13 protein-coding genes are annotated in these 23,421 nt (G+C 44.0%); 5 read left to right on the top strand and 8 right to left on the bottom strand.

The features are described 5' to 3' along the window. Nucleotides 1-229: 229 nt before the first annotated feature. Complete coding sequence (locus tag AC1RM2_RS12345) at nt 230-1,471, top strand: YdcF family protein (protein ID WP_492985383.1); 1,242 nt, start codon at nt 230-232, stop codon at nt 1,469-1,471. 84 nt (nt 1,472-1,555) lie between these two features. Here AC1RM2_RS12345 and AC1RM2_RS12340 read toward each other — a convergent pair whose 3' ends face one another. Continuing rightward, on the bottom strand, nt 1,556-2,788 hold the full coding sequence (locus tag AC1RM2_RS12340; protein WP_492985382.1) for a DEAD/DEAH box helicase: 1,233 nt from the start codon (nt 2,786-2,788) through the stop codon (nt 1,556-1,558). Between the two features lie 168 nt (nt 2,789-2,956). Further along, a complete protein-coding gene (locus AC1RM2_RS12335) occupies nt 2,957-3,385 on the bottom strand; it encodes a CBS domain-containing protein (RefSeq protein WP_477448884.1) in 429 nt (142 codons plus the stop codon). A gap of 505 nt (nt 3,386-3,890) precedes the next feature. Between AC1RM2_RS12335 and AC1RM2_RS12330 the strand changes: the two genes are divergently transcribed. The 4 genes from AC1RM2_RS12330 to AC1RM2_RS12315 all read left to right on the top strand — a co-directional run bounded on the left by AC1RM2_RS12330 (nt 3,891) and on the right by AC1RM2_RS12315 (nt 8,396). Beyond that, nucleotides 3,891-4,919, top strand: a complete 1,029-nt coding sequence (locus AC1RM2_RS12330) for a hypothetical protein (protein ID WP_492985381.1) — start codon at nt 3,891-3,893, stop codon at nt 4,917-4,919. Between the two features lie 293 nt (nt 4,920-5,212). Then, entirely contained in the window at nt 5,213-5,875 is a 663-nt protein-coding gene (locus AC1RM2_RS12325) for a 3-keto-disaccharide hydrolase (protein ID WP_492985380.1), read from the top strand. A gap of 123 nt (nt 5,876-5,998) precedes the next feature. Next, nucleotides 5,999-7,735, top strand: a complete 1,737-nt coding sequence (locus AC1RM2_RS12320; RefSeq protein WP_492985379.1) for a GMC family oxidoreductase — start codon at nt 5,999-6,001, stop codon at nt 7,733-7,735. Nucleotides 7,736-7,757: 22 nt separating this feature from the next. Next, complete coding sequence (locus AC1RM2_RS12315) at nt 7,758-8,396, top strand: gluconate 2-dehydrogenase subunit 3 family protein (RefSeq protein WP_492985378.1); 639 nt, start codon at nt 7,758-7,760, stop codon at nt 8,394-8,396. Nucleotides 8,397-8,510: 114 nt separating this feature from the next. Here the strand turns inward: AC1RM2_RS12315 and AC1RM2_RS12310 are convergent, their stop codons facing one another. The 6 genes from AC1RM2_RS12310 to AC1RM2_RS12285 form a co-directional block, all read right to left on the bottom strand. Beyond that, nucleotides 8,511-10,898, bottom strand: coding sequence for an ABC transporter permease (locus AC1RM2_RS12310; RefSeq protein WP_492985377.1), 2,388 nt, complete (start codon nt 10,896-10,898; stop codon nt 8,511-8,513). 87 nt (nt 10,899-10,985) lie between these two features. Further along, on the bottom strand, nt 10,986-13,379 hold the full coding sequence (locus tag AC1RM2_RS12305) for an ABC transporter permease (protein ID WP_492985376.1): 2,394 nt from the start codon (nt 13,377-13,379) through the stop codon (nt 10,986-10,988). Nucleotides 13,380-13,470: 91 nt separating this feature from the next. Continuing rightward, the gene (locus AC1RM2_RS12300) at nt 13,471-15,831 is read right to left on the bottom strand and encodes an ABC transporter permease (protein WP_492985375.1); all 2,361 of its coding nucleotides are present in this window, start codon (nt 15,829-15,831) and stop codon (nt 13,471-13,473) included. Between the two features lie 83 nt (nt 15,832-15,914). Then, the gene (locus tag AC1RM2_RS12295; RefSeq protein WP_492985374.1) at nt 15,915-18,287 is read right to left on the bottom strand and encodes an ABC transporter permease; all 2,373 of its coding nucleotides are present in this window, start codon (nt 18,285-18,287) and stop codon (nt 15,915-15,917) included. A 109-nt stretch (nt 18,288-18,396) separates the two neighbouring features. Continuing rightward, on the bottom strand, nt 18,397-20,784 hold the full coding sequence (locus AC1RM2_RS12290) for an ABC transporter permease (RefSeq protein WP_492985373.1): 2,388 nt from the start codon (nt 20,782-20,784) through the stop codon (nt 18,397-18,399). A gap of 159 nt (nt 20,785-20,943) precedes the next feature. Further along, nucleotides 20,944-23,373, bottom strand: coding sequence for an ABC transporter permease (locus AC1RM2_RS12285; protein ID WP_492985372.1), 2,430 nt, complete (start codon nt 23,371-23,373; stop codon nt 20,944-20,946). Between the last annotated feature and the right edge of the window lie 48 nt (nt 23,374-23,421).

Below are 23,421 nucleotides of genomic sequence, written 5' to 3'. Positions count from 1 at the left end.
GCCTTTGCGCTCATACCTAACGCGCGCCCTCCCAAGGGAGGGAATCAAAAAAATGACATAATATTTGAATAACATAGTTTCAACCCCATCTTTATTAGCCACACCACCAGTGCCGGCAATCGCCATATTGCAGGCATTTTTTATTCGAGCTAAAACAAACGGACTATTTTATTGATTAACACTTTGTTTATCTAATTTTAATCCGAAACCTTGTTTCGCTGTATCTTGTATGAAGAAATTTCTGCTAATCCTTTTTATAAGCGTTTACTCACCGCATGTTAATGCCCAAAATGCCAGTCAGCAATACCGGCTGGTTGGGAAAAACTATACCGAGATCAAAAATTATTACCTGCTAAACTTGCTCCAAAACTACGCACCGGCCACTAAGCTTATTGGCAGCGATGCTGTTTTGGTACGCATGGTACAGGCTAAGCTTAAAAATATACAGGATTCGTTAAAGGCGAATAAAGGTTTTCGTAGCATTATACAACCGTTAAAATTTTCGGAGCAGGAAATAAAAACGGCCGGCGACAGGCTTTTTGCTTTATACAAACCTAATAATGCGTTGGGCCTGCTGGTTAAAAGCCATTTAATCCCTTCTGGCTGTTATATCAAATACGATTCGCTGGCGCCGGCCGCAATGCTGGTAAAGGCCTGGGAACAGGATGCCCTGGCCATAAACCATACCATTGAGATTTATGCCGAAGGTAAAAAGCCCAACTTTCCGGATGTTGATTCTATCAACTTTAATGTATACCGCAATACTTATCCCCAATTAGTTGCCGATGGGGCCAAATCCATCCTGAAGCAATGTGGCGCCACAAAGCTTTTTTATTTACCATCACTTAATTATGCCCTGCATAGTTTGGATGTTAACGGCCGCAACGATGCCGCCAACGACGAACCGCTGGAACAAAAGGCTAACAAAGCGGCTTACAACCGGCTAAAAACCATCAACTGGAAAAAATATCAATACACCTTGATACTGGTGCCCGGCGAAGGGCCCGATAAGCCGGGGGTATCCATAAGTAAGGGAAGTATTGAGCGCTGCAAAATAGCCGCCTTAAAATTTGCCCAGGGTTTAACGCCGTTCATTATGGTATCGGGTGGCAGGGTACACCCTTTTAAAACCAGGTTTGCCGAGGCCGAGGAAATGAAAAAATTCCTGGTTAACCAGCTGAAAATTCCCGAAAACGCCATTTTTATTGAACCCCAGGCACGCCATACCACCACCAACCTGCGCAATTGCGCACGCCTGATATTCAGGTACGGGATGCCTTTTAATAAACCCTTTATAACGTCGACCAATAAAATACAGAGCTATTATATTTCGTACATGGATAAGCGCTGCATGGCCGACCTTGGTTATATGCCCTATTCCCTTGGCAGGCGGTTATCAAATACCGAGCAGGAGTTTTACCCCAATATCGCATCGCTACAAATAAATCCGCTTGAGCCGCTGGATCCATAAGTCTAAGTCTGAAGTCCCAAGTCCGAGGTCGAAAGTCCAAAGTCGAAAGTTAAGACTTCTGACTTGGGACTTCAGACTTTCGACTTAACTGTTATTCTTAGGCTTCGGTTTGTTTTTGTTAAAACGCCTGTTTGGCCTTTTGGGGTTTCGTTTATCGTCAGATTGGGCCGATTGTGGCGCCGGTTGTATGGAGGCTAATTCATCGGGCAGGCCAACTACGCGGATAGCGCGGTCCATTAATTGCTCAATGTTTTTTAGTTTACGCTCGTCGCGGTGGTTTACAAAGGTGATGGCGGTGCCGGTTGTGGCGGCGCGTGCGGTACGGCCAATGCGGTGGATATAATCTTCTGGGTCGCCCGGAACATCGTAGTTAACCACCAGGTCGATACCTTCTACATCAATACCACGCGAAAGGGCATCGGTACCAATAATAACCGGCAACTGCCTGTTTTTGAATTTCAGCAGGATCTCTTCACGCTCTTTTTGCTCCAAATCGGAGTGGAAGGCCATGGCGTTTATTTTGGCTGCTTTTAATTCTTTGTATAACGATTTTACAATCTCCTTGCGGGATGCGAAGATGATGGTGCTGGTATAAGCGGCATCGCGCAGGATCAATTGCAGCAAGGGCGTTTTTTGCTGATCGTGCATCCGGTAGATTTGCTGATCGATACCTACGGCAGGCTGCGAAATGGCAATATTAATCTGCTCCGGATCTTTCAAAATAGCCTTAGCCAATGAACGGATGCGCCCCGGCATGGTGGCCGAAAACAACAGCGTTTGCCTTTCTTTAGGCAGGTAGCTGATGATTTTCATGATGTCGTCGCTAAAGCCCATGTCCAACATGCGGTCGGCCTCATCCAATATCAGGTGGGTTAAGTGGTTAAGCTTTAGTACGCCCGATGTAAGGTGCGCAATAAGGCGGCCCGGCGTTGCAATAATAATGTTTACATTGTTTTGGATGCCGCGGCGTTGCTGCTCGTAAGCCATGCCATCGCCACCGCCAAATATAGCTATGGAGCTAACGCCGGTAAAATAGGCCAGGCCTTCTACCTGTTGGTCTATCTGTTGGGCAAGCTCGCGGGTTGGTGCCAAAATAAGCACGCTGGTTTGGTGTTTGGCCGTACCGGTAATATGATTGAGGGTTGGCAATAAGTAGGCGCCGGTTTTACCGGTACCAGTTTGGGCGCAGGCAATAAGGTCTTTACCCTGCATAATTGCGGGGATAGCCATTTCCTGTATGGGGGTAGGGGTGGTAAAACCCATACTCTCTATGCCTTCAAATAATTGCTCGTTGAAATTAAAATCCTGAAAATTCACTATATCTTATAAGTAAATTATGCAAGGTATGAAAATTTAATTGGATATAGAGGTTTATAGTAAATCGATTAGCACAAGGCGAATGCCTGCCGCACAATTGTTATGGACAGAATACCAATGGTGGTAATAATTGAATAAATTCCGAAATCGAAAATCCCAATTCCGCAATCAGGAATGTATATACCCCCTCAGCTGCTCAATAGTTTCCTGCTGAGATAGGATGGTTTCCTTCACCAAATCGTTACTGGAGATGATGCCGATCAGGGTATCGTCCTTAAACACGGGCAGGTAGCGGATATTGCTTTCGCTCATGATATGCATGCAGGTTTCAATGGAGTTTTCGGGTACTATGCGGGGCAGGCCGGTGCTCATGATTTCGCGCACCAGGGTTTCATGCGATGATTTGCCTTTCAGGATCACTTTGCGGGCGTAATCGCGCTCGGTGAGCAGGCCAAGGTATTCGCCGTCTTCGGTTATCACCACCGAGCCGATGTTTTTAGAGGCCATCAGTTCCAATGCTTCCAAAACAGATGTATCGGCATCAATGCTGATAGCACCGCCACCCTTACGGGCCAGTATGTTCGAAACTTTTATCATGATACTCAGGTTAAAATTAGGGATTGGCTTATATCCAAATATAACAATTCCCGATTAAAAGCAAATGGATTTTAAATTATATCTATCAACAATTTAAGGGGTTATACAAGGTGAACTGCTGTTGTAAAGTTCATCTCCGGATTAAAGCAGTGCTGATTTACGATAAAATGTGGTTAATTGACGAAATATCGTGAGTCTTTTCAACGGAAATTAGATGTCTAAACGGCTTTTTTGCCAATTTCATTATCCAAAATCAACCTTCAACTGTAATGCTACTGTAAAAACCGGAAACAGTAATATGCCGTATTTACGCTTAAAAGGGCATTTTGGCCAAGCTTTACCCTTTCCTGACAGAGGCCCGTTTACCCAAAAATGATTAATAATTAATATTGCGGCATGATATTTAACTATAGGATGCATCACATTAGTTAAGCCTCATTTTATTAAATTTTATATCGGTCTATTCAAAAGTACTACTCCATTGAACAATTTTACACTTATTAAGGTGTCAGCCAGTAAAGCTGCTTCAACCTGTCAACATAAATTTAAACGGGCTTCTTTAAAAATCATTTTCGCCCTTGTATTCGTATTTTTTCAAAGCCTGACAACCGGGGCTGTTACATTAAGCAATGATACCAGCCGAGCCGATTCACTACGTTTATCGCACCATATTATAAACCACGCGTTTGATAATATTTTTGAAGAAAATATGCGGCTTTCGCTGGCCGGTAATGAATATTTTCAACCGGATAAAACACAGTTGGTCGCCGATCTTTCGCCAAATTTTATCCTGTTTAGTACGCCAAAGTCTCGTTTCTTTTTTGAGTTTACCTCAAGGGTTAAAATCCGTTTGCTGAATACGCGCGATGCACCTGTAAAGTCGCCCAGTTATATGCCCAACGCCAATGTGTTTTACAGGCTAAATGAAGATACTTACAGGCCAAAATTTTTATCGTTAGGCTACTCGCACCATTCCAACGGCGTTAGGGGGCCATCGCTAAATAAGGATGGTACCTTTAATGTTGATAGCGGCAAGTTTACTACCAACTTTTACACCCTTACCTATTATACAGGCAAGCGGGTTGACAAGCCTGGGCTTACCATTAACCGTTACGATAATATAGCATTGGAGGTGCACGCCGGATTATTCAACCTTGGCCTTTCGCAGGGTTTAAAAGATCACTATGGCTTTGTACGTATTAATGGCAGCCGTATGTACAACTTTGTAAAGGCTTACGACGATCCGTTGGAACAGGGCCGTAAAACGTACGAAAACTGGCAGCGTATTCAATTTGATTTTACCTACATAGCCGACAAGTACGATAACTACTCGACTTTTGATGTGAAAAAACGACTGAACGTGAGCCTCAAATATTACTACTCGTTTCCGTTTATGCAGGGAACAGCCTTTATGGTTGGCGCAGGTTACCGCGGTCAGGACGACTATAATCAAAGCTTCCAGGATAGCTATGGTTACGGCATGATTGGTATTGCCGCCAATTTATCATTTGGCTTTCATAAACACGCTGAATAAGGCTGAAAGCAAAAAGCTTAAGGCCGAAAGCAAAAAACGTTACTTGTTTTCGACCTTAAGCTTTTTGCCTTTCGCTTTTATAGCACCTTGAATAAGTTTTGAACAAAAGGCAAAAAAGCCTCCCCAGCTTTTTGCTTTCAGCCTTCGGCTTACTGTATATCCACATTTTTACACACCCTTCACGGCTGTTTGTAATTTATTTTTCCGATAATCGTTTTAGCATTAACAAAAAGCAGATATATTTAGCCATCCAAACGGTACTATATCTCCAGTTAAATTATAAAACACTATCGATGAAAAAGATCTTACTAAGCCTGATGGCTGTTTCTGCCCTGCATTTTGCCGCATCGGCCCAAACTAAATCGTTATTTGACGGTAAAACAACGGCCGGCTGGCACACCTATTTAAAAACCGATACCAAAGCCTGGAAGGTTGTTGACGGCACCCTGCAGCTTGACCCCAAAGCCGAAGACCAGGGCGACCTGGTTACCAATGACGAGTACGGAAATTATGAACTGACACTGGAGTGGAACATTACTAAGGAAGGTAACAGCGGTATTATTTTTGGCGTACATGAAGATCCTAAATTTGAAGCCACTTATCAAACCGGTATCGAAATGCAGGTTTTAGATAATAAAGATGCCAGCGACAATAAAAAAGCCAACCACCTTGCCGGCTCGTTGTACGATATGAAAGCACCATCAGCAGATGTTGCAAAACCTGCAGGCGAGTGGAACAAAGTAAAATTACGTAAAAAAGATGGGCATCTTACTTTTTGGCTCAACGGTACCCAAATAGTTGATGTACAAATGGGCAGCGAAGAATGGAAAACATTGCTTGCCAACAGCAAATTTAAAACCTGGGCCGATTTTGCAGCATATCCAAAAGGCCACATCGCTTTGCAGGATCATGGGCACGTGGTGTCGTTCCGCAAAATATCGATTAAGCAACTATAATTTTTTTACAAAGTATATTTTACCTATAGCGTTCAATATATTTATACCGATAATCCAATTTAACCAATGCATGCCGGGCGTGCATTTTTCCTGTTTTAAAACAAAGGATATTTTTGAGATAATATGAGCGATCTACAAATTAAAAAATCATCTGAAACTTATGATGTAGTAATTGTTGGTTCGGGTGCAGGTGGCGGTATGGCCGGTTACGTATTGGCCAATGCCGGCATCAAAGTGCTGATGCTGGAAGCCGGTGCTTACTTCGATCCGCAAAAAGACTCGGCCCAGTTAAAATGGCCCTGGGAGTCGCCGCGCCGTGGTGCCGGAACAACACGCCCTTTTGGCGATTTTGACGCCGCTTTTGGTGGCTGGCAAATTGATGGCGAGCCTTATACTACTAAAGATAAAACTGAATTTTTCTGGTTCCGCTCGCGGATGCTGGGCGGCCGTACCAATCACTGGGGCCGTATATCTTTACGTATGGGGCCAAAGGATTTCCAGGCTAAAGATGGTCTTACGGATGACTGGCCAATAACTTACGATGATGTAAAACCTTACTATGATAAGGTTGACCGCATGATAGGCATTTACGGCACCAAAGAAGGCCTGGAAAACGAGCCCGATGGCATTTACCTGCCCCCGCCGAAGCCAAGGCTTAATGAATTGTACATTGTAAAAGGCGCTAAAAAAGCCGGCGTTACCATTATCCCTGGCCGTGGTTCGGTGTTAACCGAAGCTTTGCCGGGTAATAAAGATCGCGGTGCTTGTTTCTTTTGCGGTCAGTGTGGCCGTAGTTGTAAAGTTTATGGCGATTTCTCGGCATCCTCCTGTTTGGTTATCCCGGCTGTTAAAACCGGCAACTTAAAAGTAATTACCAACGCCATGGTGCGCGAGGTGTTAACCAACAAAGAAGGATTAGCAACAGGCGTATCCTACGTAAACCGCGAAGATTTGCAGGAGTACCAGGTAAACGCCAAAACGGTTATCCTTGGCGCCAGCGCCGGCGAATCGGCCCGTATCCTGCTTAACTCCAAATCCGCACAGCATCCGGGAGGTTTGGCAAACAGCAGTGGTGTTGTTGGCCATTACCTGCATGATTCAACAGGTTCAAGTGCCGGCGGTTTCCTGCCCGAACTGATGGATCGTAAACGCTACAATGAAGATGGTGTAGGCAGCGTACACATCTACTCGCCGTGGTGGCTTGATAATAAAAAACTTGATTTTCCGCGTGGTTATCACATCGAATATGGTGGCGGTATGCATATGCCATCATACGGTTTTGGCGGCGGTATTCATAATATGAATGGTGCCGTACCAGGCCGCGATGGTAAAATGAAAGATGCCGGTGGCTACGGTGCATCGTTAAAAGACGATTACCGCCGTTTTTATGGCACACAGTTTGGAATGGCTGGCCGCGGTACTGCTATTGCCCGTTACGATAACTATTGCGAGATTGACCCTAACGTGGTTGATAAATATGGTATCCCGGTATTGCGTTTCCATTACAAATGGGCTGATGACGAGATTAAGCAAGCCAAGCACATGCAGGAAACCTTCCAGGAAATTATGCACAATATGGGCGGCGCAATTTATGGTCCGCCTCAAGGCCCGGAAACCAATTACGGCCTGGAAGCGCCAGGCAAAATTATTCACGAAGTTGGAACCATCCGTATGGGTAACGATCCTAAAAAATCGGCCCTGAACAAATGGTGCCAGGCTCATGATTGTAAAAACCTGTTTGTAGTTGATGCCGCGCCGTTTGTTCAGCAGGGCGATAAAAACGCCACCTGGACAATCCTGGCCATGAGCATGCGTACCGCAGAATATATATTACAGCAACGAAAAGCACTAAACGTTTAACAAGTTAATCCAACAAAATATTATGAACAGACGTGATTCCCTTAAAGCATTAGGCTTTACCACACTTTCGGCAGGATTAATACTGGAAGCTTGTAAACCCGGTGCCCCAAAAACAGAAGAAGCGGCCCCGGCAGCCACTGGAGCCGAAGCCGGCCGCCAGCCTTTTGAGGTTGAGCGCGATAAAAAACTGAATGCTGATAAATTTTTTACCGCTGCCGAAATGGCAACCATTACCGTTTTAGGTGATATTATTATCCCTAAAGACGAAAAATCGGGCAGTGCATCAGATGCCAAAGTTCCGGATTTTATCGAGTTTATTGTAAAGGACATACCTGATCATCAAACCCCCATGCGTGGTGGTTTGCGCTGGCTGGATTTGCAATGCCTTAACCGCTTTGGCAAAGTATTTACCGACTGCAGCCATGCTCAGCAGATAGAGCTGGTAGATATGATAGCCTACCCCGCCAAAGCCAAACCGGAAATGGCCCAGGGCGTGGCCTTTTTTAACCGCATGCGCGATTTAACCGCATCGGGTTTTTATACTACCAAAATGGGTATTGATGATATTGGCTTTGCCGGCAATAACATAAACAAATGGACCGGTGTACCCGATGATGTACTAAAACATTATAACATGCAGGATGTAAAAGCCGGTGTGTAACACATAACAAACAAGGAGCTGCAAGGCTCCTTGTTTGTTAAAATATAGCGGGTAGGACTCTAAATTCTCCATCCTGGCCAATGAACTAATGAACCAGTGAACCAATGGGCAATCCTATTCCGACCGAAGGCTCTTCACCGGGTTCATCAACGCAGCCTTAATACTTTGGTAGCTTACAGTAAGCAGGGTAATTGTGATAGAACCAATAGCCGTGGCCCCAAAAATCCACCAGGAAAGTTCGGCGTGGTATTTGTAATCCTTTATCCAGCCTTGCATAAAGTAGTAGGCAGTTGGTATAGCTATAAGTAATGATATAGAAACAAGCACCACGAAATCTATCGACATTAAGCGCCACAAGCCAAATACTGAGGCACCCAATACTTTGCGCACGCCAATTTCTTTAGTGCGTTGCTCGGCCATAAATGATGCCATACCAAACAGGCCCATACAACTAATGAAAATAGCCAACAGGGTAAAGAAACCAGCCAGCTTACCTATCCGCTCCTCGTTGGCAAACTTTTGAGCATATTGATCATCTGTGAATTTATAATCGAAAGGGCTGGCCGGGTCATATTGTTTAAATACAGCTTCAATTTTACGTAATGCTTCGCTGGCGCTTTTGCCGGTGTTCAGCCTGATATCAACTATCCCGGGAGCATACGGAACCATATAAAATATAGTTGGTTTTACAGGCTCATAGGGTGATGACATAACCATATCCTTCACTACGCCTATAACTTTAAAAGTTTTGTACCATTTAATGGTTTCGCCAACCGGGTGTTTAAAGTTCATGAACTTTACGGCGGCTTCGTTCAATACTATTCCCGATGAATCTGTTAAAATATCCCTTGAAAAATCGCGTCCGTCGGTAAGTTTCCAGCCAGCCGTTTTTCCAAATTCGGGGCCCACCGCAATAGTGCCAAAATCATCCTGTAAATTGGGGTCCTTATCTCGCCAGGTAAGGCCACTATTATTGGAATATACCCCAGTTAACGGACTATCAGACTCGGCCATTTCAACTATTGCTCCCGACTGCAACAGGTCATTCCTTACTGCCGTAAAGTGCTGATGAATAGCATCCGTTTTCATTTCTATCTGTATAAGACCGGTGCGATCATAACCTATTGGCCTGTTCTTGGTGAATTGCACCTGTCTGAAAACAATAATAGTACCTATGATTAAAGTAACGGAAACCGTAAACTGTAAAACCACCAGTACTTTACGGGGTAATGCAGCCATTCGCCCGGCCTTAAATGTTCCTTTTAAAACTTTCACCGGCTTAAATGACGACAGGTAAAAAGCAGGATAGCTACCAGCTATGAGCCCTGTTATGAGGCTAAAACCAATTCCCAATATCCAAAACATCGGGTTGGCCCATAATACCTGCATGGTTTTATTGGCTACCTGGTTAAACCAGGGTAAAATAAGCTGTACAAGAAGTATGGAAAATAGGAAGGCAAAGGCCGAGATCAGCACCGACTCAACCAAAAACTGACCAATAAGCTGGCCTCGCAACGATCCTACCGTTTTGCGTATACCTACTTCTTTGGCCCGTTTTTCTGACCGGGCTGTGCTTAGGTTCATGAAATTGATACAAGCCAGCAGCAATACAAATACGCCAATAATACCAAACATCCATACAAATTGTACAGCCCCGCCGGTATTAATACCATTTTTAAACTCCGAATATAAATGCCATTTGCTTATCGGGTGCAAAAACACAGTTGGCTTAAAAGATAAACCCAGCTTATTACCCTCAGCGGCAAAAGCATTTAGTTTCAAATCTTTTATCCTGGCCGATACCTTGTTTATATCTGCATTGGGGCTTAGCTGTGCAAATAGCTGCCATGAATTATTACCCCATTGTGTAATGTTTGTTTTTACATGAGTAGTCATGTATAAATCCCACGGTGCAATAAATGCCACTTCAGCTAAGCTGTTATTATGCGGCAAATCTTCGTAAACGCCGGTAACCTTAACGTTCCATTTATTGTCGATCTTTAAGGCTTTAAACATGGGATCAGTGTCGCCAAAAAGTGCTTTAGCCAGCGATGCAGATAGAATGATAGACGATGGATCTTTTAGACCGGATCGTGTGCCTTTAATCATTTTTAAACTGAACAGGTCGGGTGCTTCGGCCTGCATATAATTTCCCTGTTGGGTTAGTTTTTTATCACCGAATGCTATGATGTGTGCGTATGTCCAGGTTGATAGCACCACATACTTAAAATCATTCTGATAGTCACCCCGCAGTTTGTAACCCAATGGCATAGGTATATCAGATTGTGTGCCTACGTTACCATTAAAGGTTTGATGCTGCATAACCTGTACCAGCCGGTCGTAGTTTTTAAAATACTTGTCGTATGACAGCTCGTCCCATATCCACAAGCCAATAAGCATAGCTACTGCCATACCCACCGATAGGCCGGTTATATTAATAAAAGTATGCGCCCTGTTACGCGTAAGGTTTCGCCAGGCGATTTTGATATAATTCTTGAACATGTTGTACGTTTTAAGTTGTATGTGATACGTTTTTATTTTATTAATGACAGCGTAGCGAAATGACCAATGACTAATTCCGTCTTGCCTCTATTCCGACCGAAGGCTTTTTACCGGGTTCATCAACGCGGCTTTAATACTTTGGTAGCTAACAGTGAGCAGGGTAATTGTGATAGAACCGATAGCCGTGGCCCCAAAAATCCACCAGGAAAGTTCGGCGTGGTATTTGTAATCCTTTATCCAGCCTTGCATAAAGTAGTAAGCGGTTGGTATAGCTATTAGTAATGATATAGAAACCAGCACTACAAAATCTATCGACATTAGGCGCCACAGGCCAAATACTGATGCCCCTAATACCTTGCGTACGCCAATTTCTTTGGTGCGCTGCTCGGCCATAAATGATGCCATACCGAACAACCCCATACAGCTGATAAAGATGGCCAGCAGGGTAAAGAAACCGGCCAGTTTGCCCACACGCTCTTCGTTGGCAAATTTTTGTGCATATTCTTCGTCGGTGAATTTGTATTCAAAGGGGCTGCCGGGGGCATATTGTTTCCAGGCGGCCTCGATTTTACCCAGCGTTTCATGCGGGCTCACTTTAGGGTTAATGCGGATATTAATGAGGCCGCCGCTGTTTTTTGTAAGATAGAAAACGGTTGGCTGTATTGGCTCGTAAGGCGATGACATCACCATGTCCTTTACTACACCAATGATCTGGAATTTTTTATACCATTCCAGCGTTTCGCCTACCGGATTTTTTAAATGCATAAATTTAACTGCTGCCTCATTTACCACCATGGCCGATGAATCGGCTACGTTGTTTTTGTCAAAATCGCGACCATCCAATACTTTCCACTGGGCGGTTTTGCCAAATTCTGCGCTTATGGATATCGTGCCAAAATCATCCTGGAGAGTTGGGTCTTTGTCGCGCCATTTAAAGCCGCTGTTATCAGAGTATATATCCGTTAGTGGGCTGTCAGATTCAGACATGTCAACGATGGCGCCCGATTGGATGAGATCGTTGCGTACCGCATCAAAATGATTATGGATCTCGTCGGTACGCATATCAACCTGGATCAGCCCGGTACGGTCATAGCCTACCGGCCGGTTCTTGGTATACTGCACTTGCCTGAAAACAATGATGGTGCCGATAATGAGGGTAACCGAAACAGTGAACTGTAATACTACTAATATTTTACGCGGCAGGGCAGCAAAGCGGCCCGCCTTGAAGGTGCCCTTTAGCACTTTTACCGGCTGGAATGACGACAGGTAAAACGCCGGATAGCTGCCTGCTATGATACCCGTAAAAATACTAAAGCCAATACCCATAATCCAGAACAGGGGATTAAACCATAGTATAGTAACGGTTTTATCGGCAACCTGGTTAAACCACGGCAATATCAGCTGCACTAAAACTAACGACAGGAAGAAGGCGAAAATGGTTATCAGCATCGATTCCATAAAAAACTGCCCAATGAGCTGGCTACGTAGCGAACCAACTGTTTTGCGGATGCCTACTTCTTTGGCGCGTTTCTCGCTGCGGGCGGTGCTCAGGTTCATGAAATTAATACAAGCCAGCAGCAGTACAAACACGCCGATAAGGCCAAACATCCAAACAAATTTAATATCGCCGCCTGTATTGATACCGTTTTTAAACTCCGAGTATAAGTGCCATTTACTCATGGGATGTAGAAAAATAGCGGCCTTAAAGGTTAAGCCAATTTTGTCGTTATTAAGCTTTAACCCCTCCATTTTCAGGTTTTTTATTTTGGCAGATACCCTGTCCGGATCGGCATTGGGTTGTAGTTGGGCAAACAATTGCCAGGAGTTATTGCCCCAGGTTGTGCGCGCCTGTTTCAGGTAAGGCTGGGTTGTCATAAACAAGTCCCACGGTGCAATAAAGCCAAGTTCTTTAAAGCTGGTATTATGGGGCAAATCCTCATACACCCCTGTCACCTTTACGTTCCATTTATTATCTATTTTTATAGGCTTAAACATGGGGTCGGCATTGCCAAAAATGGCTTTGGCCAGGGATACCGAAAGCATGATAGAGGATTGATCTTTTAATGCCGACCGCGTCCCCTTCAGCATTTTAAGGGTAAGCAGGTCAGGTGCTTCGGCCTGCATATAGGAGCCCGCGTAGGATAATTTTTTGTCCCCCGATGCAATTATATGCTTAAAATTCCAGGTAGAGAGCACCACGTATTTAAAGTCGCTTTTATATTCATCCCTTAACTTATAACCCAGTGGCAGGGGAATAGAGTTTTGTGTCCCAACTTCGCCGTTAAAGGTTTGGTGCTGCATTACCCGTACAATACGATCGTAGTTATTATGATACTTATCATAGGATAATTCGTTCCAGATCCAAAGCCCTATCAGCACAGCTACCGCCATACCAACCGACAACCCGGTAACGTTGATAAAAGTGTGCGCCTTATTTTTAATAAGGTTGCGCCAGGCAATTTTGATATAATTCTTGAACATGTTGTACGTTTTAAGTTGTACGTAATACGTTTTTAATTTTAACCTTTTTTCAATGACTAATGACAGCGCAGCGAAATGACCAATGACTAACCTACTCCGATCTCAGGCTTTTAACCGGGTTCGTCAGTGCTGCTTTGATGGCCTGGAAACTTACTGTAATTAATGTAATGGCAATAGCCCCTGTACCCGATAGTGCAAATATCCACCAGGTTATTGGCGACCGGTACTGGTATTGATGAAGCCAGCCATTCATAAAATAATAAGCCACAGGGATTGCAATAAGTAATGATATAATTACCAGCACCACAAACTCGGTTGATAGTAATCGCCACAGGTTTGCCACCGATGCGCCAAGCACTTTGCGTACGCCAATCTCTTTCACCCGTTGTTCGGCAACAAACGATGCCAGGCCAAACAAGCCAAGGCAGCTGATAAAGATAGCCAGCACAGCAAATACGGTAGCCAGGTTACCAATGCGCTGCTCATCGCTAAATTTGTGGGCGTATTCATCGTCATTAAATTTAAACTGAAAGGGGCTGCCGGGATTGTATTTTTTAAATACGAGATCAATTTTACCCAAGGCTTCGCGCATTGGTACTTTAGGGTTTACGCGCAGGGTAATCAGGTTAACCCAACCGGGGTCCATATGAAAAACGGTAGCGATGGTAGGTTTGTATGGCGACTCCATTACCATATCTTTTACCACACCTGTTATAACGTGATTTTTACCTGCCCAATGCATAATTTTACCAACAGGGTTTTTAAGTCCGCTTAGTTTTACCGCCGATTCATTTAATATAAACGCCCCGGTATCTGTAGGGAAGCTTCTCGAAAAATCGCGGCCTTCAATTATCTTCCAACCAACGGTTTTACCATAATCATAAGTTACGGCTATATTACCGAATAGCGGGTCGAAACCAGGGGCTTTTCCAGCCCAGTCGAAGCCATTATTGTTTGCCCATACCTGCGTTGTTGAACTGTTTGATTCTGTCATATCGGCCACTGCACCAGTTTGAATCAGGTCGCTCCGCATGGCTTCATAATGGCCATAAATTTCGGGGGTATTCATGTCAATCGTAATTAGCCCCTCGCGGGTATAACCGATGGGCCTGCTGCGCGCAAACTGAATTTGCCTGAAAACGATAATGGTGCCGATAATGAGCACAATAGATACCGTGAACTGGACCACCACCAAAACCCTACGCGGCAGCGAAGCAAAACGCCCAACACGGAAAGTCCCTTTTAATACTTTAATTGGCTCAAAGGCCGAAAGATAAAATGCCGGATAACTACCTGCTATGATTCCGGTAAAAAATGTGAAGCTCAAAGCGGCTACCCAGAACCAGGCATTAGTAAACGGCAGCGAAATTTGCTTATCGGCAATGTTATTAAAATACGGCAGGGCCACCAAAACCATTATAAGCGTAACTGTCAAAGCCAAAAATGCAAACATCAGCGATTCGCTCAAAAACTGTTTTATCAGTTGCGAGCGTACGGAACCTATCGCTTTACGGATGCCCACTTCTTTCGCGCGTTTTTCGCTGCGGGCGGTGCTTAGGTTCATAAAATTGATACAGGCCAGCAGCAATACAAACATACCGATGATGCCGAACAGCCATACCAACTCAATGCGGCCGCCAACTGATTTGCCGTTTTTAAAATCGCTGTACAGGTGCCATTTGGCCATGGGTTGTATTTGCATCACCTCGTCATTTGTCTTAAAATGCGGCTTGGTAATGTTCCTGATTTTGGCTGATACTTTATCAAAGTCGGTTTGTGCGTTCATCAGTGCGAATAAATGGCAGCCATGGTTATCCCACGCACCGCTTTGCGTGTTCCACCAGTTTGCGGGGCTGCTCCAGGGCAGCATAAATTTAGTTGGATAAAAGCTGGTATTATAAGGCAGATCCTGGTAAACTCCGGCTACCTTCATATCGGTTTTGTTATCAATCCGTACTACCTTATTTATGGGGTCGGCGTTGCCAAAAAGGGCGATAGCTACAGATTGTGACAGTACAAAAGATGAAGGATCCTTAAAGTTGGCGTAACTACCTTTTATCATTTTTAATGAAAGTATAGAAGGCAGACCAGGCTCGGCCCACATGCCGTTTTGGGAGATCTTTTTATCGCCAACAGCCAGTATATGTGTACTCTCCCAGGTAAGGGCCGTTAATTTAAAATCACTGCTGTATTTGGTTCGCAGTTCTGCACTAAGCGGCACCACGGTCGACCCGAAAGTTATGGTCTCGCCGTTGGCCGTTTGGGTGGTCATCACCTGGGCCACATGATCGTAATTTTGGTGATACTTGTCAAAGGATAGTTCATCCCATATCCACAGCCCGATAAGCATGGCCACCGCCATACCAACCGAAAGCCCCGCTACATTAATAAATGTATGTGCCTTGTTTTTGACGATGTTACGCCATGCTATTTTTAAATAGTTTTTGATCATTGCTATATGTTTAAAGCTAAAGGCACAAAGCCTAAAGCATTTTATTATCTGTTTTTTGCTTTCTGCTTTCTGCTTTAAGCTCCTTACTCGCTTCTCAAACTCCTGATAGGATTAATCAGCGCTGCTTTTATGGCCTGGAAACTTACGGTTGCAAGGGCAATCAATATGATCGCTCCTCCCGCCAGGCCAAACATCCACCAGTGTATAGGGGTGTGGTAAGCAAAATCCTGCAGCCATTTATTCATGGCATACCAGGCTATGGGTGATGCAATAAATAAAGCAATAATTACCAGTACCAAAAACTCTGATGACAATAACGCAAACAGCGACCCTATGCCGGCACCCAATATTTTACGGATACCTATTTCTTTAATACGCTGCTCGGCAGTAAACATGGCCAAACCAAGCAAGCCAAGGCACGAAATAAAAATAGCCAGCAGCGCGAATGCATTGGCAAGCTTGCCTACTATCTGCTCGTTTTTATAAAGATTTTGGTACTCTTCGTCGGAAAAAGAATAATTGAACGGGAACGCCGGGTTTATTTGTTTACACAAAGTTTCAAGGCCGACCAGTGCCTCTTTGGTTTTACCAGCTTTTGTCCGGACCAGCACATTGCCATTGTTGTCGCCTCTGTTTAGCCAGATAATCAGCGGGTTAATCTGCTCATGCATAGAATTGATGTGAAAATCCTTTACTATGCCAATGATCTTGCCTTTCTGGTCCCAAAGCGTTAAGGGCTGCCCAATGGGGTTTGTGTAACCCATTCTTTTTGCGGCTGTTTCATTAATAATGTAACCGGCCGTATCTGTCGGGAAATCTTTGGAAAAATCGCGCCCGGCCAGCAGGTTTAGTTTCAGGGTGTTTATGAAATCATAGCCAACCGCAGTTTGTATAAACCTGATTCTTAAATTGGGGTCTTTTCCTGTCCATTCCACACCAACCGTACCGTTATCAATTAAAGTTGGGCTTGAGTTTGATATTGTTATTGACTGTATTCCCGGCTTTTTTAAGGCTTCGGTTTTAAAAACCTCATACTGCGATTTAAGCTGCCCATCTACAGGTACATAGATCAGGTTTTCACGGTCGTAGCCCAGGTTCCTGGATTGTATAAAATTCATTTGCCTGGCAACAATGATAGTTCCGATAATCATGATTACCGAAAGCACGAACTGAAATACCACCAGCCCTTTACGAAATAATGTATTGCCCGAATCTAATTTAAGTGTACCTTTTAAAACTTTAACCGGGTTAAATGATGAAAGGAACAGGGCCGGATAGCTGCCCGATATCAAACCGGTTACCAGCGTAATACACCCCAGTTTTATCCAGAAATCAACATGGTTAAACGGTAACTCAATCTGTTTTTGGGTAACCTGGTTAAACAAAGGCAACAGCAATACCAGCAATACCAATGAAAGAATGACAGCTAATGAAGTTATCAGTAACGATTCGCCGATAAACTGTTTGATTAAAACCGAACGTACTGCCCCAACAACTTTTCGCACACCAATTTCACGTGCCCGTTTAACAGAGCGCGCGGTGGTAAGGTTCATGAAGTTTATACAGGCTATCAGTAAAATAAAAACAGCAACTATGCTAAACATGCGCACATATTCAATGCGGCCTTTGTCAAATTTAGTACCGGCAAAATTACCGTGCAGGTACTTTTCGTCAAATGGTTGTATATCAAGCTGGGTAGTAAAAACGCCTTTTTTTTGGTAGCTGTTATAGCTTTCTAAAAAGTGAGTTATCTTTTTCCCAAACAATACAGGGTTGGCGTTTGCCTGTAACATTACGGTAGTGCGGGGCCAGTTGTTACCCCAGTCTTTTGCTCCCGGGTTTTCTATCAAAAAAGCATCCCAGTTAATAACATATTCAAATTTTTCTGAAGTGTTGGCCGGCAGATTTTCAAATACGGCACTTATTGTAAAATCCTTTTTGTTTTCAAAACGGATGGTTTTACCCATGGCTGCCTGCGGACTGCCAAAAAAATTCTCGGCCATTTTGCGCGAAACGACTAAGCTAAGTGGCGAATTTAACGCAGTTTGTGCATTGCCTTGCAAAAGCCGGTAGCTGAACATCTTAAAAAAATCTGCACCGGCTGCGGCTCCACCACATTTTAATATCTTATCCCTTGCTCTGAAGGTATTCTCTTCTTTGTATACCGCGTTTACAGCATACACTATCTCTGGAAACACCTTTTTCATCTCTGCGGCCAGTACCCCTGGTGTGCTATATTGGCCCGAAATTTTATGATCAAAATACCGCCGCTCATATACATTATACAAACGGGATTTATTTTTATGAAAAGCATCAACACTTAACTCATTTTGCACCCATAGCATAATGAGCAGGCTGCAGGCCAGGCCAACTGAAAGCCCTGCCATATTGATAACTGTATGGGCCTTATTATTAATAAGGTTGCGCCACGCGATTTTTAAATAGCTTTTTAACATGTGGTACGTTTTAAGTTGTACGTGATACGTTTTTAATTTTTACTAATGACAGCACAGCGAATGACCAATGACTAATTCTATCTTGACTCTTAATTCTTGAATCTTCTTCCTATTCCGTTTTTAAACTCTTCACCGGGTTCAGTAAGGCTGCCCTGATGCTTTGATAACTTACCGTTAATAAAGTAATTACCATGGCTCCTGTGGCAGCGGCGGCAAATATCCACCAGGTTATGCCTGCGTGATATTGGTAGCCTTGCAGCCAGTTGTGCATAAAGTAATAAGATACAGGGGTGGCAACCAGTATGGATATAACCACCAGTACCACAAAATCAACCGACATTAAGCGCCACAGGCTGAACACAGATGCGCCAAGTACTTTACGTACCCCAATCTCTTTAATACGCTGCTCGGCCAGGAACGATGCCATACCAAACAAGCCCAGGCAACTGATAAATATGGCCAGGCCGGCAAAGCATGCAGCCAGTTTGCCAATACGCTGTTCGTTGCCAAATTTTTTGGCGTATTCGTCATCCACAAAATGGTACTCAAATGGCTGCGACGGGTTGTATACTTTAAAAACGGATTCTATTTTGGCAAGCGCGGCGGCAGCACTCATTTTAGGGTTAATTTTGAGCAGGATAGTGGATTCGGAATTTTTGGAGAGGTAATAAATAAACGGCCTGATCTCTTCATAAGGCGAGCTGATGATCATGTCCTTTATCACCCCTATCACCTTTAATGGCTCACCATTCCATTTAATGGTTTCACCAACGGCATTATCATTAAAGCCCATAAAGCGGGCTGCGGTTTCATTGATCACCAAACCAGATGAATCTGTGAGGAACGACCGGGAAAATCCCCTGCCCTGTTTAAAATTCCAGCCGATTGTTTTTTCAAAATCATAGGACACACCTTCATTAGGAAAATCCACGCTCATGTTGGGGTCTTTGCCTTTCCACTCAAAACCACTGCTGCTTGAGCTGTACTCTGTTGGTGCAGCACCGGCTTCGGCTACAGATACCACGGCCTGGCTTTTTAACAGTTCGGTTTTAACTACATCAAGGTGTTTATGAATATCATCGTTAAGTACAGGTACCGAAACCAATCCATCACGACTGTAGCCAATAGGCCGGTCTTTAGCAAACTGGATCTGCCGGAAAACAATAATAGTACCAATGATAAGGGTGATAGATACTGTAAATTGTATTACCACCAGTACTTTGCGCGGCAAGGCGGCAAAACGCCCAACTTTGAATGATCCTTTTAAAACTTTGATAGGCTCAAATGACGACAGGTACAGCGCCGGGTAGCTTCCGGCTATTAACCCGGTAAATAAACTGAAGCCAACAACCATTAACCAAAACAATGGGCTACCCCATAAAACAGACATGTTTTTATCAGAAACAGCATTGAAAAATGGCAGGCTCAACTGTACCAGTAATATGGATAATGCCAGCGCCAATACCACAAACAATAACGATTCGCTAAAAAACTGGTAAACGAGTTGGCTGCGTAAAGAGCCTATTGCCTTGCGGATACCCACTTCTTTGGCCCGTTTTTCGCTACGGGCTGTACTTAAATTCATAAAATTGATGCAGGCCAGCAGCAATACAAACACACCGATTATACCAAACAGCCAAACGTATTTAATACGACCGCCTACATTTACACCATTTTTAAAATCGCTGTATAAGTGCCATTTGCTCATGGGGTGTAAAAACAGCTGCGGTTTCTTTTTAGCCAGCTCGGTATTGAGGTTACGCAGTTTGGCATCTTTTATTTTTACAGATACATTGGCAAAGCTGGTATTATCAATCAACTGAACAAAGATCTGGAAGGCATTTGGCCGCCAGGGATCAGCAGCTGTGCGTATCCATTCGGTATTATTAAAATAGAGCTGCCATGGTGCAATAAACGAAATATCTGCAAAGGTTGAATTGCGGGGCAAATCTTCATAAACCCCTGTTACTTTAACATCCAGTTTATTATCAATCTTTAAAACCTTGTTCATTGGGTCGGCATCACCAAAATAAGCTTTGGCATTTGATGCGGATATTAAAACCGAGTAAGGATCTTTTAAGCCATCGCGCGTGCCCTTCAGCATTTTAAGCGTAAACATTTCTGGCGCCTGGGGCTCAAAATATACGCCCTTTTTGTTTAGCTTTTTATCGCCCAAACTTAACAGGTGGTTGCCCATTCCTGCAGCCATCACTACAGCTTTAAAACTGCTGCCATAGTTTTTACGCAACTCGTTAGCCAGCGGATAAGGCGTTGCCGCCCAGGTATCAATTTCGCCGTTGTTTTTCAAGTTCTGTTCAACCAGTGCAATGCGGTTGTAGTTGTCATGGTACTGATCAAACGAAAGCTCGTCCCAGATCCAAAGCCCTATCAGCATAGCTACCGCCATGCCCACCGAAAGCCCGGCTATATTAATAAAGGAGTTGGCCTTGTTTTTAACAAGGTTACGCCACGCTGTTTTGAAATAATGTTGGTTCATCTTTTTTGTTCATTAGTTCACTGGTTCATTAGTTCATTTGGAGTATCAAGTAGTAAGTATCAAGTAGCAAGATTTTTGATTTTCGGATTAAGTTCATTGCAGCTGTCTTGATTCTTGACCCTAACTCGCCGCAACGGTCTTGATACTTACTACTTGATACTATTCCGCTTTTAGGCTTTTCACCGGGTTCATCAATGCCGCTTTTATAGCCTGGAAACTTACGGTAAGCAGGGCTACTACTACCGCCAATATGCCGGCCAGGGCAAACATCCACCAGCTAATGGTTACGCGGTATTCAAAATCCTGCAGCCATTTGCTCATGCCCCACCAGGCCAAAGGCGTGGCTATTACAAAGGCGATGATCACCAGCTTTAAAAAATCGGTTGACAGCAATTGCACAATCCCGGTTACGCTTGCGCCTAATACTTTACGGATGCCTATTTCTTTGCTGCGTTGCTCGGCGCTAAAGGCAGCCAGGCCGAAGAGGCCAAGACATGATATCACAATAGCTACCATCGTAAATGAATTGATGATTTGCGATAGCATTATCTCGGTTTCGTATTGTTTTTGGACTTCGGTATCCAGGAAAGTATATTCAAATGGTACCTCGGGGAAATCTTTACGCCAAACTGCTGATATCTTATCAAGCAGGGCCTTATAGTTACTGCTGCCTACCGATACCAGCATACAATTAAAATAGCCGGGATCGTTTTGGTATACCATCATAAAGGGACGTACTTCGCTGTGCAGGGAATTGTAATTAAAGTTTTTCATTACGCCGGCTATTTCAACAAAGGTGGCAGGTTTGCCATCATATTGGGAGTACAGCCTGGTGCCGGGTGCTTTTTGCACATCCAGGCCAAGGCGTTTGGCCAAAGTTTCATTGATCAATACACGGTTGGTATCGTTCAGCCTGAAATCGCGGCCGCTTATTAAATTTACCCCATTGGCTTTTACAAAGTGTTCGTCGGTATTAATGTTTTGGGCATCAACCGCGGCAGCCATGTTGCCACCTGCCAGGAAAACACCATGGTCATGCGGTACAAATTGCCCTAAATAGTTATCCGCATTATTTACTGCTTTTACTTCTGAGAGTTCCTTCAGATCATTAGTAAAAGCAGCCATTTTTTTCTGCGACGCTTCGGTGTAAAAATTGAAGATGAGCTTTTGGTTTTTATCAAAACCAAGGTCCTTATTCTTGATGTAGTTTAGTTGGCTATAGATAACAATGATACCCGTAACCAAAACTATAGATAAAACAAATTGGAAAACAACCAGCGATTTACGAATTCCGGCTGCCGAAACCTGATTGGTGAAATTCCCCTTGATCACCTTAATTGCTTCGAAAGCCGACAGGTAAAATGCGGGATAGCTGCCAGCAACCAGGCCGGTAACAGCTACAAGGCTCAACAGCATTATCCAGATTTTGTAATTGCTAAAAAAATCTAATTGGATATCTGCCCTGGTAACCTGGTTAAGGTAAGGCATCAATAAGATTAGCATTGGCAATGCAATGGCAACACCTATAAATGCCAGCAGGAACGATTCGCCTAAAAACTGTTTGATCAAATCGCCTTTGCCTGCGCCTATCACTTTGCGTACACCAACTTCCTTGGCGCGTTTTGAGGCGCGGGCGGTAGATAGGTTCATAAAGTTGATACAGGCAATTACCTGGATCATTACGGCAATTAATATCAGGAGGAATAAAAACGAAGGGTCGAGGGATTTACTCAGTTCGTTTTCAAAACCTGACGTGGTGTGAATGCTGTTTACCGGCTGCAGGCGTAATACCTTTTTCATGCCGATAGCTTTTAGTTGTTGGGCAGCATATTTATTCAAAAATTCGGGCAGCTTTTTTTCCAGGGCTGCAGCGCTGGCATCGGGTCTTAATTTGATGTAGGCGTAAAGGAAGTTGTTGCCGGCCCAGGCATCATTCCTCCGTACCGATTCGCCAAATCCACCGCTGTTCATCGCTATGTACATATTGCCATGAATGTGCGATTTGCCCAGGCTTTCATCAACCACACCCATAACCTTATAATCGTGTTTGCCGAAGGAGTTATCAATAGATATCATTTTGCCAACTGCATTCTCACTGCCAAAAAGCTTATCGGCCACGGGCTTAAACAGCACTATTGAATATGGCTCGGTTAAAGCGTTGGTAGCGCTGCCATTCACAAAGTGGTAGCTGAATATGTCGAAAAATGTAGAGTCTACAAACAGCGCGTCCTTCTCATAAAACGACTTTTCTTTGTAGCGCAGCAGGTGTTGTTTGGCGCCAAACTTTTCGGTAGTTACCACGCGGGTAAATTGCTTTACCTCGGCAAAGTCATTCCGCATAGCCGGGGTTATCGGCGGCGAGCTTGCTCCGCTATGGTGTTTATCGCCGGTCAGCTCCAGGTCGGTTGTTACCCGGTAAATATTTTCGACACCGCTATGCTGTTTATCATAACTATACTGGTCCTGCACATACAACAAAATATACAGGCAACACAAAGTTCCTGTAGCCAGGCCTATAATGTTGATGAAACTAAAGGTTTTGTTTTTTAACAAAAAACGCCACGCTGTTTTTAAATAACTCTTAATCATTGTTCATTGGTTCATTAGTTCATTAGTGCATTGTCATTAGTCACTGGT

Source organism: Mucilaginibacter sp. GW822-FHT03E02 (assembly GCF_058801545.1).
The sequence above is the reverse complement of the archived record's forward strand: the minus strand, read 5'-3'. Positions and strand labels throughout refer to the sequence as shown.